Origin of the sequence: Xanthomonas codiaei (assembly GCF_002939785.1) — a bacterium.
Classification (GTDB): Bacteria; Pseudomonadota; Gammaproteobacteria; order Xanthomonadales; family Xanthomonadaceae; genus Xanthomonas; species Xanthomonas codiaei.
In genome coordinates this window covers 127626-141065 of record NZ_MDEC01000009.1, presented here as the reverse complement: position 1 = coordinate 141065, position 13440 = coordinate 127626, and the positions used below count along the sequence as shown (strand labels likewise).

Genomic DNA, 13440 nt, shown 5'->3' with positions numbered 1-13440 from the left:
ATCCCCACTGCCCAATCCCCGCCGCTCAGACTGCAAACTGCTCGCTGAAGATGCGTTCTTCCAGGTTGTGTTCCGGGTCGAACAGCAGGGTCACGCGGCGCTGCGTGGATTCGCGGATGGTCACTTCCACCACGTCGCGGATCTCGTGCGAATCGGCGGTGACGCTGACCGGGCGTTTGTAGGGATCGAGCACGCGGAAGCGCACTTCGGTATCGGCCTTGAGGATGGCGCCACGCCAGCGCCGCGGGCGATACGGCGCGATCGGGGTCAGCGCCAGGGTGTGCGAGCCCAGTGGCAGGATCGGACCATGCGCCGAATAGTTGTAGGCGGTACTGCCGGCCGGAGTGGCCACCATTACGCCATCGCCGATCAACTCGGCAATGCGGGTCTGGCCGTTGAGGTCCACGCTCAGATGCGCGGCCTGGCGGGTCTGCCGCAGCAGCGAGACCTCGTTGTAGGCCAGCGAGCCGGCACTGGTACCGGATTCGGTCTGCACCAGCATCTCCAGCGGCCGCAGGTGGGCGGGCTCGGCGCGTTGCAGACGGGCCAGCAGATCGTCTTCGTTGTCGCGGTACTGGTTCATCAGGAACCCGACCGAGCCCAGCTTCATGCCGAACACCGGTTTGTCGGCAGCACCATGGCGATGCAGGGTCTGCAGCATGAAGCCGTCTCCGCCCAACGCGCAGACCACCTCGGCGGTCTCCAGCGGATGATCGCCGTAGCGCTGCACCAGGCGCGCGCGCGCGTTGGCCGCAGGCTCGGTCGGGCTGGCCAGGAAAGCGATACGGGGTGCTGCGGTCATCGTCGACTCCAGAACATGCGAATCAGCATACCGCAGCCCCGTGGCGGGCTCGTTGCCGCTGCGCCCTGCCCTGGCCTGCGCGGCCGCGATTGCGTCCGCACGTTCAGGCGCCACCACGCCTTGAAGCGGCGAATACAACGGTGCGAGCGGTCGTCAGGTGGGTGCGGACGGCGCGCAGGAGCCGCAGTGTACGCGTGGTACATGCTGCACCGAGCCCTGGCCGCGCCCGCCTGGCGGTGAGCGCCGTCGTTTTGGTGGCTGCCCCTCGCCGTGTGCCGATGCGACAACTGCGCTTGCTGGCGACTTCGCCACTGCATGCGGCGCTCCATCCAACACGAGCGGGCTGGGCTCAGGCCGTCAACCGCCATGCGCGATGGATGCGCGCATGCCGCTCGAAATCCGGGTCGATGGTGCGCGGGCTGATTTCCTCGCATTGCGCGAACTCGGCCACGGCGTCTTCATCCAGCTTGAAACGGCGGAAGTTGTTGGAGAAATACAGCACCCCACCCGGCGCCAGGCGCGCCACCGCAGCGCGCAACAGGCGCACATGCTCGCGCTGGATATCGAAATCCTCCGCGCGCGCGGAGTTGGAGAAGGTCGGCGGGTCGCAGAAGATCACATCGAAATGCGCACGCTCGGCTTCCAGCCAGGCCAGCGCATCGGCCTGCACCAGCTTGTGCTTGCTGCCGGCCTGGCCGTTCAAGGCCAGGTTGTCGGCGCACCACTGCAGGTAGGTGCCGGACAGGTCCACGCTGGTGGTGGCACTGGCACCGGCAACGGCCGCCTGCACGCTGGCCACGCCGGTGTAGCAGAACAGGTTGAGGAAGCGGCGACCCTTGCTCTGCTGCGCCATGCTGCCGCGCAACGGGCGGTGATCCAGGAACAGGCCGGTGTCCAGATAGTCGAACAGGTTCACCCGCAGCAGCGCGCCGTGCTCGCGCACGTTGATGATTTCGTTGCGCTGCTCCAAGCGGCCGTACTTGCTGCCGCCCTTGCCACGCTCGCGCGACTTCAATGCGACACGCTCGGCCGGCACCTCGAACACCTCGCGCGCCGCCGCCAGCAACTCGCCCAGGCGACGGCGCACATCCGCCTCGGGAATGGTCGCCGGCGCGGCATACTCCTGCACATGCAGGAAGATGCGCCGGTCGCCATCGGCTTGCTGGTACACGTCGATGGCAGCGGAATATTCCGGCAGGTCGGCGTCGTAGACGCGGAAGCACTCGATGCCTTCGCGCGCACGCCACTTCTTGAATTTCTGCAGATTCTTGCGCAGCCGGTTGGCCACCATCTGCGCGCCTTCGCTGAGCGCGGTAGGCGCCGCCAGCGGGGTGCGACGCGGTACCGCGATCGGGTCGCAGACGATCAGCGCGCACTCGATCGCGCCATTGAACATCTGGTATTTCTTGCCGGCGCGCAACCCGGTGGCATAGGCCAGCTCGGCATTGCCGCACAGCAGGCTCGCACGCCACTGCGGCACCACCCGCTGCAGGGTGTCGCCGAGCCGGCGGTACAGCGCCGCATCGGCGGCCAGGCGCTCGTCGTAGGGCGGATTGCACACCACCACGCCGGTGGCCTGCGGCGGGGTCTGCAGGTCGCCGACCTCGCGCACGCCGAACCAGATCGCTTCGGCCACCCCGGCCACCTGCGCATTTTCCCTGGCGGCGCGGATCGCATGCGGGTCCATGTCGCTGCCATGGATCACCTGCTTGAGCGCGGCACACCCGGCGCTGTCGCGATCGCGCGCCTCGCTTACCAGCTGCTGCCAGTGCTCGCGATCGAAACCGCGCCAGCGACTGGGTACATCGCTGCCATAGCGCTGCAGGCCCGGCGCCACGTCAGCGGCCATCAGCGCGCCTTCGATCAGCAAGGTGCCGCTGCCGCACATCGGATCCAGCAGGCCGCCGCCATCGGCATAGACGCGCGGCCAGCCGGCCCGCAGCAACACTGCCGCAGCCAGGTTTTCCTTCAATGGCGCCTCGTTCTGCGCCATGCGCCAGCCGCGCCGGTGCAGCGGGCCGCCGCCCAGATCCACCGAGATGGTGGCGCGGCCCTTGCGCAGCGACAGGTTCAGGCGCAGGTCCGGGCTGTCCACGTCCACCGACGGACGTTCCAGCCCCTCCCGGCGCATGCTGTCGACCACCGCGTCCTTGATGCGCTGCGCCGCATAGCGGGCATGGGTGATGGCGGTGCCGGAGACGTGCGCATCCACCGACAGGGTATGCCCCACCGCCAGATGCTCGTGCCAGGGCAGCGCGGCCACACCGGCGTACAGCGCGTCCTCGTCCGGGCAATCGAACTCGGTCAGCGGCCACAGCACCCGGCTGGCCAGGCGCGACCACAGCACGGCGCGCTGCGCATCGCGCAACTGGCCTTCGACGTTGACACCGGAAATGGTGGCGGTGGCCTTGCTGGCACCGAGCGTCAGCAGCTCGTCGGCAAGCAGGTATTCCAGGCCTTTGGCGCAGGATGCGAAGAATTTCACGTGGGCAGGTATCGATAAAGACGCTGGCCGTGGCGGCGAGCGTGGGAGAAGGACGGCGGGCCGGCGCCCGCAGAGGGCAATGCCGTGGCCGCCGTGGACGGGCGCAAATGGTCGGCCATCGCGGCCGGCATTACCACCCCCGCCGGCCGCCGCGCGGTTCACCAAGGCGCCAGCCGCCACTGTGGCTGCGCGGTGTCCAGACGCTGCTGCAGGCCCAGCCGCTGCAGGAAGGCGGCATCGTGCGAGGCCACCAGCAGCGCGCCGGTGTAGTCGCGCAGCAGCTGCCCGATCGCCTCCACCGAGGCCAGATCCAGGTGATTGCTGGGCTCGTCCAGCAACAGCAGCTGCGCCGGCCGTGCCCGGTACAGCGCGCAGGCCAGCGCGGCCTTGAGCCGCTGCCCGCCGCTGAGCTGGCTGCAAGGCAGATCCGCGCGCGCCTGATCCAGCCCCAGCAGGGCCAGCCGCAGGCGCTGCACATGCTCCGCGGTATCGGGGTCTGCGCCGTACAGGTGAGCGAAGGCCGAGTGCGCCGGGTCCAGCATGCCCAGGTCCTGGTCCAGATAGGCCACCGGCACACGCACCTGGCAACGGCCCGATGCCGGGCTCAACCGCCCAGCCAGCAGCTGCAACAGCGAGGACTTGCCGCTGCCGTTGGGGCCGACCAAGCCGATGCGCGGCTGCCCGTGCAGCAGCAGGTCCAGCCGTCGCCCGCCCCAGTGCCCGTCACCCAGTTCCACCTGCTGCAGCGTTGCCAGCCGCTGCGACGCAATGGCCGGCCGTGCCGGCGCCAGTACGGCGATGGCCTGCGGCTCGTCTACCTGCGCCGCGGCCTGCACCACTGCCGCGCTCAGGCGGGCGTGTTCGGCCTGCTGGCGATGCTGCAGTCTGCCGGCACTGGCCTCGCTGCGTTGCTTCTGCGCGCCGAGCAGGATCGGCGCCTGGTTGGCCTGCGCGGCGCTGCGCGCCCCGCGTGCCTGGCGCTGCTGCTGCCGCTGCAGCTGCGCCTGCAGTGCCTGCTGGCCACGTGCGCGGGCCTGTTTGCACTGCGCCAGCAATTCGGCGGCCGCACGCTGCTCGCGAGCGCGCTGCTGCGCGTAATCGGTGTAGTTGCCGCCGTAGCTGCGCAGCCCCTGCGCCGACAATTCGACGATGCGTTGCATGCCCTCCAGCAGCATGCGGTCGTGGCTGATCACCAGCACCCCGCCCGGCCATGTCTGCAACTGCGTCATCAGCCATTCCCGCTGCAGGCCATCCAGGTGATTGCTGGGTTCGTCCAGGATCAGCAGGTCCGGTTGCAGCAGCCATGCGCCGGCCAGCGCCACCCGCATCGCCTCGCCGCCACTGAGGCGGGCGGCCGGCGACTGCGGATCGCGCCCGTCCAGCCCGTGCTGCTGCAGCGCGGCAGCAAAGTCGGCATGCGCCGTCCAGCGCTCGCCCACCAATTCGAAATCGGCTGGCGCCACGCTACCGCGTTCGATGCGCTCCAGCGCGTCCAGCACCGGCGCCACGCCGGCCAGGTCGGCGATGCGTTGGCCCGGCATCGCGCTCACCCGCTGCGGCAGGTAATGCACGCTGCCGCTGCGCAGGCAGCGCCCGGCACTGGGTGCCAGCTGGCCGGCCAATAGGCGACCGAGCACACTCTTGCCCACGCCGTTGCGGCCGACCAGGCCGGTGCGGCGCTGATCGATGTGCAGGCTCAGATCGGAAAACAACATGCTGCCGTCGGGCAGCACATACGTCACGCTTTCCAGCGTCAACGACGGACAGGTCATCGGCGTCTCCACTGCATGCCAGGACACGTCGCGTTCCGGGCGGAACGGCAACGGGTATGGCCGTCTTCACGACGGCGGCATCAATGGCGCATCGGACCGATCTCACATGGCGGGCTGTGCGCCCAGTCTACGCGCGCGCCGAGCGGTGCAACACCCCAGGCATCCGGCTCCGCAGATGCCTGCATGCGGCCACGCGTTCAAGCAATGGCGTGTTGCCGGGCTACAGGAGATCGGCGTGCGGTTGGCAGCATGGAGCACTCGCGTTTCGACGCAGCGGCGCTCAGTCAGCAGGCTTTCGCGCAATCACCGTTGGAAACGCGCAGGCGCTGTCGTCGATGAAGCGCACATCCACAAAGCCTGCGCGCTCCAGCTGCTCACGGGTCTGCGCGTGGGTACGGAACGAGATGGCAACCTGCACGATCTCGGCAAGCACCAGCGTCTGCAGACGCAGGCCCTCGGCATCGACCGCGTCCAGATTCCAGGGAGACTCGGCAGACACGCCAGGTGGAGGCGTCAGTGCGCTGGTCACCAGCGTTCCACCCGGGCGCAAGCGCTCGTAGAACCTGCCGTACAGCGCCACCACGCGCTCGTCGTCCGGCTCATAGATGTTCAGGCCATTGCTGGTCAGCACATCCACGCTGGCCGCCTCTCCCGGCGCCCAGGCATCGTCGAGCTGCAGCGACAGCTGGCCATCCAGACCATGCTGGCTGGCGAGGCGACGTGCCCCCTCCAGCGCCTCGTGATCGAGGTCGATGCCGATCAGGCGCACGCCGGGGCACTCCCGATAGTCGAGCAGCAGCAGTTCGCCCATCCAGCCGCAGGGGATCGATGCCAGGGTGATGCCCGGACGCAGCAACGCCTGCAGTTGTTGACGAAAAATGCCGAACCGCTCGCGCGTGGCCAGCAGCGAGGGCATCGACTCGAACAACGCGTACTGCAGCGCCGGTGTCGACTCCTTCGCCAGGGTTCCCGATGGATGGGTCACCATCTGGTGCGCCCACTCGGCATTGAGCCCGCGATTGATGAGCAGAAAGCGACCCAGCGCGAAGGTCCATAGCTCGTCGACCAGGGCGAGCAGTTCGTCCACGTGCGCATCGGCGCCGCTGGCGGTGGCTCGCAGACGCGCGCGGACCGCCTGCAACAACGCCTCGTCCTGCGGCGGGGGCTCGGCGGAATGGGAAATCAGCTGGCCACGAGAAGTGGATTGGCCCGGGTGCAGGTCGTTGTCTTGCATGGTCCGCCTCCGCATCGGCAATGGGGGATTGCATCGTCGTGCCCACGGTTGCCGAGCCCGACACCGTGCGGTGGTCGGAAAGACGAGGCCAATTGCCGCGAAACGAATCATTGCCGATGCGTGCATGCCGGCCGCTCATGAGTGAGGGGCCGCAGCTTGATTTCGGGATTCGGGATTCGGGATTCGGGATTCGGGAATCGGGAATCGGGAATCGTAAAAGCGTGCGTTGTTGCGCTTGCAGGGTGTGCGCGATGGCGATGCCGGTGTGGATACGGCGCGCATCGCTAGTGTCGGTGCGCAGGCTGCCGTCGATACCGCCCAATCCGCGCGGTAGCTATTGCAGCCCGCACCAGGCCGTCACCCCACGACGCTGGGGCCACCGTTCGCAATCGCACCGGCTACGCACCGGTTGCGACGCACCCCGCCAATATCCAACGGAGGGCAGACCGTAACGTTGTCGCCGCCGCTCTCAGCCCAGTCCGAATGCCGGGTGATACGCCACATCGGCCAGCGGCAGCAGGCGGTCGCCGAAGGCCAGCGCCTGCAGTTCCGACACCGGCGCTTCGGGCAGGCTCAGGCCGGGCTCCACCGCGAATCCCAGTCGCTTGAAGAAGCCCGGTGCCCCCAGCGCCAGGCAACCGGCCGCCCCGCGTTGGCGCAGATTCGCCAGCGCCGCCTGCACCAGCCGCGTGCCCAGACCCCGACCTTGATGCCCTGGCCCGACCGCCAATGGCCCCAGCGCATACCAGCCGGACGAACCGTCCGACAGCACTACCGGCGACACCGCCAGATGCCCGACCACGTAGCCGTCGTGATCGGCCACCAGCGACAACGCCAACGCTCCGTCCTCGCGCAGCGCCGCGATCACGTACTGCTCGTCGTGGCGGCTGTGGTCATCGCGCATGAACGCGACCATGGTCAGGATCTCGATGGCCGCCGCATCGTCTTCGCCGGCCTCGCGAATCAGCACGTCCATCGCTCACCTCGCTGGCAGCGCCAGTCACGGCACACGTGCATCACAGGCTGTTCAATAGGTCGGTGAATGCGGCCGACGCCGCATCCACATGCGCGGCCAGATCGTGTTCGTCGTCGACCAGCAACAAGCGCGCACGCCGCGCCTGCGCCCAGGCAATCACCTCCGCCGCCGGGATCAACGCATCGCGCCAGGCATGCACGATGGAGATCGGTACCGGCGCGGCATCCAGCGCCGGCATCGGGCCCATCGTGGTGGGTGGCACCATCAGGAACAGGCCCTGTGTGGGCACCTGCAGCGACACCTGTGCGGCGATATACGACCCCAGGCTGGAACCGGCCAGCACCAGCGGGCCCTTATCTGCGGCTGCACGCGCAGTCTGCAACAGCCGCAGCAGCCGCCCCTGCACATCGCCAAGCCGGCTGATCTGGCGCTGCGCATCCAGATCGGTGAAATCCGGGCGCTCGTGGCTCCAGCCCAGACGCTCGGCCACCTCGGCCAGCGCGGTGACCTTGCGTGCCGCCGGGCCACTTTCGAAACCGTGCGCCAGAATGCAGTGACCGCGGCTCATAGCACCTGCACCGCATCGCCCAGCCGCACCACGCCGCCGCGCAGGATGCGTGCGCACAAACCGCCATGCCCGCGCATCGCGTTGTAGCCACCGGCTCCCAGCGCGTCTTCCATGCGCGAGCAGGGGTCGCAGGGATCGGTGCCTTCCAGCTCGACATCGCCAATGCGAAAGCGCCGCCCCTTCAAGGCGATCAACGGAATCCCGCTGACCACCAGATTGCGTCGCAGCGTGGCCGGCGCGATCGCCGCGTGCCCGGCCAGCGCCGCGATCACCGGCAGATGCTCGGCCTGGATCAGGGTGACCCCACGCTTGCCGCTGCCGCCCTTGTAACGATCGCCCACCAGCCCGACGCCGGTGGTGGCCTGTGCCGCGTCCACTTCCAGCATCGCCACATCACGCGCGGGGCGCACGCCGATCCAGGTCACCTGACCGGTCTGCGGCAGCGTTGCCATCAATTTGCCCAGGGGGCTGTCGGGATTCAAAGCCATCGGGCAATGCTAGCATCCGCTTCATGTCCGATGCCGTCCTGCCGTCGCCGCCGATCACCTACGCGCCGTTGCCCTACGAATCGCGCCTGGCCCGCCGCGCACTCGGCCAGATCGACATGGTGGTCATCCATTGCACCGAATTGCCGGACATGGCGATGGCGCGCGACTACGGCGAGCGCGTGCTCTACGACAGCGGCACCGGCAACAGCGGCCATTACTACATCGACCGCAATGGCAGCATCCAGCAGTACGTTGCGCTGGAGCGCATCGCCCATCATGTGCGCGGGCACAATCCGCACACGCTGGGCATCGAACTGGTCAACAGCGGGCGGTATCCGCACTGGCTGGATTCGCGCCATCAGCTGATGCAAGAGCCATATCCGCAGGCGCAGATCGCCGCGCTTGTCACACTGTTGCAATGGCTGCAACAACAGTTGCCTTCGGTGCGCCGCATCGCCGGTCACCAGGAACTGGATACCACCCTGGAAGCGGCCAGCGACGATCCGGCGCGCAAGATCCAGCGCAAGCTCGATCCTGGCCCACTGTTTCCGTGGCCCCGCATCGAAGCGGCGGTCCACTGGTCGCATGCGGTGCGTTGAACGCATGCCGGGTCAGGGCGTGCAACGCCCGAGCGATCAGAGGTCCGGCGCGCGATAGGTCTTTTCGCCCGCGTCCACCGCCACGTCCAGCCGGTTTTGCAGTGGCGCGATCGGGCAGACCACATGCGGGGTGAAGGCGCAGGGCGGGTTTTCGGCCAGATTGAAATCCAGGGTCACCTGTCCATCGCTTGGCATCGCGGTGAACAGGTAGCGTGCGCCGCCATAGCTTTCCTTGCCGCTGGTACGGTCGGCAAACAGGAAGAACAGCCCGCTGCCGTCGTCCTGCATGATCGGCTGCAGGCGATATTCCCGGCCATCGCGTTTGAACACGGCTTCGCCCGGCACATCCACCGTCAACGGCGTGCCGATCGATGTCAGCAAGGTGATGCTGCGTGGCGTGGCATACGGCTGCCAGCGCGCCTTCACCCGCCACTGCGGGTCGGTCGGAAAATAGTCGAAGCCCTGAAAACGGCGGATCGCCGCTGCGCCCGGGTCGCGAAAGCGCCAGCCGAACAACGTGCCGGTCTGCACCAGATAGAACTGCCGGTTCTCGACATCCAGCCGGTCGCCGCGCTGCCCCGCGCGTTCGGGCTCCAGACCGACCTCCACCACCGGCTGCCCGTTCAAGCGCACCGGCACCCCGGCCGCAGCGCGGAAACGCACGTGCCCTTCGGTATCCAGGCTCAGCTCGCCCAACTGCCCCGGCCCGGCCGGCAGGACGAGATCGCTGTGCGGATCGCTACCAACCCGGTAACGGCCGGCGCGCAGGCGACCGGAGCCGGTGTAGCTCAGCCAGCCATCGGGTGCGCGCACCTGGTCCAGCCGCCGGGCACGCGCGTCTTCCAGCGCAACCTGATAGACCTGCGGCCCGTCCGCATCGTGGCGACCGCTCATCCGCACGCCGTCTGCGTCGGCGGTGGACCCCGCCGAACACGCCGCCATCGACATTACCGCGGCGCACACGACGCCGACCTGCAAGTGCAACCGCATGTCACGACCAACCCTGCAAGAATCCGCGCTCCGCGCCGCGAGCCTGCGTCCCCACAGACACCATTCCTGCCGGCATTGTGCCTGATCAGGCAGCGGTCGCGACCGGACGCGACGGGTCCTGCAGCCATCCGCCCCAGGAACCGGCGTACACGCGCGCACCCGACAGCCCGGCCACTTCCAGCGCCAGCAACAGATGGCAGGCGGTCACGCCGGATCCGCACATCACCACCGCCTGCTCCGGCCGGTACGTACCCAGCAATGCGGACAACTCCGCACGTAGTTCCTCGGCCGGCTTGAAACGGCCATCGCGCAGGCTCAGGCCCAACGGGCGACTGAGCGCGCCGGGCACATGTCCGGCGACCGGATCGATCGGCTCCACTTCGCCGCGAAAACGCTCGCCGGCCCGCGCATCCAGCAGCCAGCCCGGCGCCTGCTGCAGCCGGGCCTGGATCTGCTCGGCCTCCACCACCGCATCGGCATCGAAACTGCCCGGATACGCAGGGCCGGCGTGCAATGCAGGCGGCTCGGTGGTCTCCGCCAGGCCGGCGGCCCGCCACGCTGCCAGCCCGCCATCGAGCACCGCCACCCGGCGATGCCCCATCAACCGCAGCATCCACCAGGCGCGCGCGGCCGCCATGCTGCCATCGCCGGCGTCGTAGACCACCACCTGGCTCTCCGGAGCGATGCCCCATGCGCCCAGGCGACTGGCGAAGTCGGCACTGTGCGGCAACGGATGCCGCCCCTGCCCGGGCCGCGACAGATCGGCCAGGTCATGATCCAGATCCACGTAGTGCGCACCGGGCAGATGCCCTTGCGCGTAGGCCTTGCGTGCCGCATCCGGGTCGGGTGCGGTGGGCGGCGCGGCGCGCGCATCCAGCAAGCGCAGCTGCGGATGCGATAACGCGCCGGCCAACGTGGCGGTGTCCACCAGGGTGGTCCAGTTCGGCTCTGCACTCATGCGACCTGCTCCAGGCGACGACGAAGATTGAGAAGAATGGCGGCCGTGGCGCCCCAGATGCGCTGCCCGGGCCAGTCGTACTCGAGCACGCGGCGCGGCCGCCCGCGGAATTCCAGCTCCACGCTGCGCAGATTGTCCGGGTCCATCAGATAGGCCAGTGGCACCTCGAAGACCTCGGCCACTTCCTCCGGCTGCGGCACCGCCACGAAACCGGGGTCGATCACCGCCACCACCGGCGTCACCCGAAAGCCGCTCACGGTCAGGAAGGGATCCAGGTACCCCAGCGCATGCACCTGCCCCGCGCCCAGCGCGATTTCCTCGCAGCTCTCGCGCAAGGCCGCCGCCGCCGCGTCGGCATCGGACGGCTCCATCCGCCCACCCGGAAAGCTGACCTGCCCGGCATGATGGCGCAGGCTGTCGGTGCGCCGGGTCAGCAGCACCGTGGTGCCCTGCGCGCGCGGCACCAGTCCGCACAGCACCGCCGCTTCGGCGCAGGTACCGCCCTCGCTCAGATCGATCAGCTCGGCATGGTTCCAGCCCGGCCCATCGGGTGCGGTGTCCAGCGGATACAGCGCCCGCCGCAGCCGCGCATGCTCGGGCAGCGCAGCGATCAGCCCGCGCGCCGGCAAGACGGTGTGCAACAACTCCTGGCGTTCGGTGTCGCTCATGCTCATCCAGCGTGCAATTTCATCCAGGCTGCGCAGGCAGCCGACGCAGTGCGACTGCGCGTCCAACGAACATACACCGATGCAGGGACTGGGCAGCGGCGCACCGGCCGAATCGGTCTGGCTCATCGGTCGCTGCTGCCACGGTGGTGCGATCTGTCCATCGCTCTGCTCGCGCCTGTCTAACGGTCCAAAACGACGACGCCGGCCTGGTGGCCGGCGTCGTCACTGCAACAGCAAACACGGCAAACGCGATTACTTCACGCTGACCAGCTTGATCTCGAACTGCACGGCCACGTTCGGCGGGAACGGCGTGCGCGGATCGGCGCCATAGGCCTGCTCCGGCGGCAGGGTCACTTCCCACTTGGAGCCGGCCGGCATCTGCAGCAGCGTCTCGCGCATCGCCTTCATTTCGACTTCGCTGACCTTGATGGCCGGAATCTGCTGCGCCGGACGCGCCTTCTCGCGGTCGCCGAAGGGGAACGGGCCGGCCACTTCCAGCTGCACGGTGCTTGCCTGGGTCGGCTTGGCGCCCTTGCCGGCTTCGATCACGCGGTACTGCACGCCACTCGGCAGGCTCTGCACGCCAGCGGTGACCTTGTTCTTGGCCAGGAACGCATCGCTCTTGGTCTTGTTGGCGGCAGCGGCCTTGTCGTACTCGGCCTTGGCCTGCTGGGCACGGCCCTGCTCGCGCTTCTGGAACGCTTCGACCGCCGGCTTCAGCTGATCGGCCGTGATCGCCGGCTGCTTCTTGGCATAGGCGTCCTGCAGACCCTTGACCACCGAGTTGATGTCGAGCTGCTCGCCACGACCGCTGAGTTCGGCAAGGTTATTGCCGTAGTCGTAGCCGAAGTAATAGCTCAACTTGCCCTTTTCGGACGTCGTGTCCTGGGCCAGTGCATTGCCCGTCAGGGCCAGGGCCGCCACAGCGACCGCGATAGAACGCAACTTCATCAAACAATTCTCCAGGGTGGTGGCACAGGACGGGTCTGCCGCCTGAGATGACGCGCTAGGATAGCGGCCGCGCTAGCGAACCGCTACTTATCGCGAAAGCTAGGACCAGCAAGGCTTTCGGAAGTTCCGCATTTACTATTTTTTTACGTTCACAAGGGTTTTCGATGTCCAATCACGTCATTCTGATCGCCGATCACGCCAGTGTCCGGACCATTACGGTCAACCGGCCGGACAAACTGAACGCCTTGAATCGCGACACCATGCTGGCGCTGGACCAGGCCTTCGCCGACGCGGCCAAGGCCGACGAGGTGCGCGTGGTGATCCTCACCGGCGCCGGGCCCAAGTCCTTCGTGGCGGGCGCGGACATCGCCGAAATGAGTGAGCTGTCGGCGATGGAGGGCCGTGACTTCTCGCTGGTGGGGCAGCAACTGATGCGCCGGATCGAGCGCATGCCCAAGCCGGTCATTGCGATGGTCAACGGCTTCGCGCTGGGCGGCGGGCTGGAACTGGCCATGGCCTGCCACCTGCGCATCGCCGCGAGCAGCGCACGACTAGGCCAGCCGGAAATCAATCTTGGCCTGATCCCCGGCTTCGGTGGCACGCAGCGCCTGCTGCGCCTGACCGGACGAGCTGCCGCGCTGGAGCTGTGCCTGCTTGGCCAGCCCATTGATGCGGCGCGCGCCTTGCAGCTGGGCCTGGTCAACCGCGTGGTCGAAGCCGACGCCCTGCAGGAAGAAACCCTGGCAGTGGCGCAGCGCCTGGCCGACTCGGCACCGCTGGCGGTGCGCGGCATCCTGGACGCAGTGGTGTTCGGCGGCGAATGCGGCCTGGAAGAGGGGTTGCAGCTGGAAACTGCGGAATTTGCACTGCTGTTTGCCAGCCAGGACATGCGCGAGGGCACCCGCGCCTTTCTCGACAAGCGCCCCGCCCAGTTCCGCAATCGCTGACG

Annotated in this window: 13 protein-coding genes, 1 other RNA gene and 1 pseudogene; 2 read left to right on the top strand and 13 right to left on the bottom strand. The window is 68.1% G+C overall.

The window, feature by feature from the left end; all coding sequences use genetic code 11:
- Window positions 1-25: 25 nt before the first annotated feature.
- The 9 genes and pseudogenes from XcodCFBP4690_RS08935 to XcodCFBP4690_RS08900 form a co-directional block, all read right to left on the bottom strand.
- Window positions 26-802 carry an NAD kinase gene (locus XcodCFBP4690_RS08935; protein WP_104540648.1) on the bottom strand — a complete coding sequence of 259 codons (777 nt, stop codon included), beginning with the start codon at window positions 800-802 and terminating at the stop codon, window positions 26-28.
- A 127-nt stretch (window positions 803-929) separates the two neighbouring features.
- A non-coding RNA gene (locus XcodCFBP4690_RS08930) (sX9 sRNA) lies at window positions 930-1005 on the bottom strand.
- A gap of 146 nt (window positions 1006-1151) precedes the next feature.
- Window positions 1152-3287 (bottom strand): bifunctional 23S rRNA (guanine(2069)-N(7))-methyltransferase RlmK/23S rRNA (guanine(2445)-N(2))-methyltransferase RlmL, encoded by a 2136-nt coding sequence (gene rlmKL, locus XcodCFBP4690_RS08925; RefSeq protein ID WP_104540603.1) that lies wholly within the window; start codon window positions 3285-3287, stop codon window positions 1152-1154.
- A pseudogene (locus XcodCFBP4690_RS23050) lies at window positions 3284-3467 on the bottom strand (hypothetical protein). Before XcodCFBP4690_RS23050 ends, rlmKL begins: the two are co-directional and overlap by 4 nt.
- Window positions 3446-5059 carry an ABC-F family ATP-binding cassette domain-containing protein gene (locus XcodCFBP4690_RS08920; RefSeq protein ID WP_104540647.1) on the bottom strand — a complete coding sequence of 538 codons (1614 nt, stop codon included), beginning with the start codon at window positions 5057-5059 and terminating at the stop codon, window positions 3446-3448. Before XcodCFBP4690_RS08920 ends, XcodCFBP4690_RS23050 begins: the two are co-directional and overlap by 22 nt.
- Before the next feature lie 280 nt (window positions 5060-5339).
- A complete protein-coding gene (locus tag XcodCFBP4690_RS08915; RefSeq protein WP_104540602.1) occupies window positions 5340-6293 on the bottom strand; it encodes an SAM-dependent methyltransferase in 954 nt (317 codons plus the stop codon).
- Window positions 6294-6762: 469 nt separating this feature from the next.
- On the bottom strand, window positions 6763-7269 hold the full coding sequence (locus tag XcodCFBP4690_RS08910) for a GNAT family N-acetyltransferase (RefSeq protein ID WP_104540601.1): 507 nt from the start codon (window positions 7267-7269) through the stop codon (window positions 6763-6765).
- 40 nt (window positions 7270-7309) lie between these two features.
- Window positions 7310-7837, bottom strand: coding sequence for an alpha/beta family hydrolase (locus XcodCFBP4690_RS08905; protein WP_104540600.1), 528 nt, complete (start codon window positions 7835-7837; stop codon window positions 7310-7312).
- Window positions 7834-8325 (bottom strand): MOSC domain-containing protein, encoded by a 492-nt coding sequence (locus XcodCFBP4690_RS08900; protein ID WP_104540599.1) that lies wholly within the window; start codon window positions 8323-8325, stop codon window positions 7834-7836. The genes XcodCFBP4690_RS08905 and XcodCFBP4690_RS08900 overlap by 4 nt, the downstream gene beginning before the upstream one ends.
- Window positions 8326-8348: 23 nt before the next feature.
- Between XcodCFBP4690_RS08900 and XcodCFBP4690_RS08895 the strand changes: the two genes are divergently transcribed.
- Window positions 8349-8924 carry an N-acetylmuramoyl-L-alanine amidase gene (locus XcodCFBP4690_RS08895; RefSeq protein WP_104540598.1) on the top strand — a complete coding sequence of 192 codons (576 nt, stop codon included), beginning with the start codon at window positions 8349-8351 and terminating at the stop codon, window positions 8922-8924.
- Between the two features lie 36 nt (window positions 8925-8960).
- Here the strand turns inward: XcodCFBP4690_RS08895 and XcodCFBP4690_RS08890 are convergent, their stop codons facing one another.
- From XcodCFBP4690_RS08890 to XcodCFBP4690_RS08875, 4 genes are all read right to left on the bottom strand, one after another.
- On the bottom strand, window positions 8961-9914 hold the full coding sequence (locus XcodCFBP4690_RS08890) for a DUF1684 domain-containing protein (RefSeq protein WP_104540597.1): 954 nt from the start codon (window positions 9912-9914) through the stop codon (window positions 8961-8963).
- Window positions 9915-9999: 85 nt separating this feature from the next.
- On the bottom strand, window positions 10000-10872 hold the full coding sequence (locus XcodCFBP4690_RS08885) for a sulfurtransferase (RefSeq protein WP_104540596.1): 873 nt from the start codon (window positions 10870-10872) through the stop codon (window positions 10000-10002).
- Window positions 10869-11666: a CoA pyrophosphatase gene (locus tag XcodCFBP4690_RS08880; protein ID WP_104540595.1), complete on the bottom strand. Its 798-nt coding sequence runs from the start codon at window positions 11664-11666 to the stop codon at window positions 10869-10871. Before XcodCFBP4690_RS08880 ends, XcodCFBP4690_RS08885 begins: the two co-directional genes overlap by 4 nt.
- A gap of 126 nt (window positions 11667-11792) precedes the next feature.
- On the bottom strand, window positions 11793-12491 hold the full coding sequence (locus tag XcodCFBP4690_RS08875) for an FKBP-type peptidyl-prolyl cis-trans isomerase N-terminal domain-containing protein (protein WP_104540594.1): 699 nt from the start codon (window positions 12489-12491) through the stop codon (window positions 11793-11795).
- Between the two features lie 164 nt (window positions 12492-12655).
- On the opposite strand from XcodCFBP4690_RS08875, the gene XcodCFBP4690_RS08870 reads away from it, so the two are divergent.
- Window positions 12656-13438, top strand: a complete 783-nt coding sequence (locus XcodCFBP4690_RS08870; protein ID WP_104540593.1) for an enoyl-CoA hydratase/isomerase family protein — start codon at window positions 12656-12658, stop codon at window positions 13436-13438.
- Window positions 13439-13440 lie beyond the last annotated feature (2 nt).

Excerpts from the sequence above, each read along its gene's own strand:
- XcodCFBP4690_RS08935 (WP_104540648.1), bottom strand. The coding sequence starts at position 802 with ATGACCGCAGCACCCCGTATCGCTTTCCTGGCCAGCCCGACCGAGCCT.
- XcodCFBP4690_RS08920 (WP_104540647.1), bottom strand. The coding sequence starts at position 5,059 with ATGACCTGTCCGTCGTTGACGCTGGAAAGCGTGACGTATGTGCTGCCC.
- XcodCFBP4690_RS08915 (WP_104540602.1), bottom strand. The coding sequence starts at position 6,293 with ATGCAAGACAACGACCTGCACCCGGGCCAATCCACTTCTCGTGGCCAG.
- XcodCFBP4690_RS08910 (WP_104540601.1), bottom strand. The coding sequence starts at position 7,269 with ATGGACGTGCTGATTCGCGAGGCCGGCGAAGACGATGCGGCGGCCATC.
- XcodCFBP4690_RS08905 (WP_104540600.1), bottom strand. The coding sequence starts at position 7,837 with ATGAGCCGCGGTCACTGCATTCTGGCGCACGGTTTCGAAAGTGGCCCG.
- XcodCFBP4690_RS08900 (WP_104540599.1), bottom strand. The coding sequence starts at position 8,325 with ATGGCTTTGAATCCCGACAGCCCCCTGGGCAAATTGATGGCAACGCTG.
- XcodCFBP4690_RS08895 (WP_104540598.1), top strand. The coding sequence starts at position 8,349 with ATGTCCGATGCCGTCCTGCCGTCGCCGCCGATCACCTACGCGCCGTTG.
- XcodCFBP4690_RS08890 (WP_104540597.1), bottom strand. The coding sequence starts at position 9,914 with ATGCGGTTGCACTTGCAGGTCGGCGTCGTGTGCGCCGCGGTAATGTCG.
- XcodCFBP4690_RS08885 (WP_104540596.1), bottom strand. The coding sequence starts at position 10,872 with ATGAGTGCAGAGCCGAACTGGACCACCCTGGTGGACACCGCCACGTTG.
- XcodCFBP4690_RS08880 (WP_104540595.1), bottom strand. The coding sequence starts at position 11,666 with ATGAGCCAGACCGATTCGGCCGGTGCGCCGCTGCCCAGTCCCTGCATC.
- XcodCFBP4690_RS08875 (WP_104540594.1), bottom strand. The coding sequence starts at position 12,491 with ATGAAGTTGCGTTCTATCGCGGTCGCTGTGGCGGCCCTGGCCCTGACG.
- XcodCFBP4690_RS08870 (WP_104540593.1), top strand. The coding sequence starts at position 12,656 with ATGTCCAATCACGTCATTCTGATCGCCGATCACGCCAGTGTCCGGACC.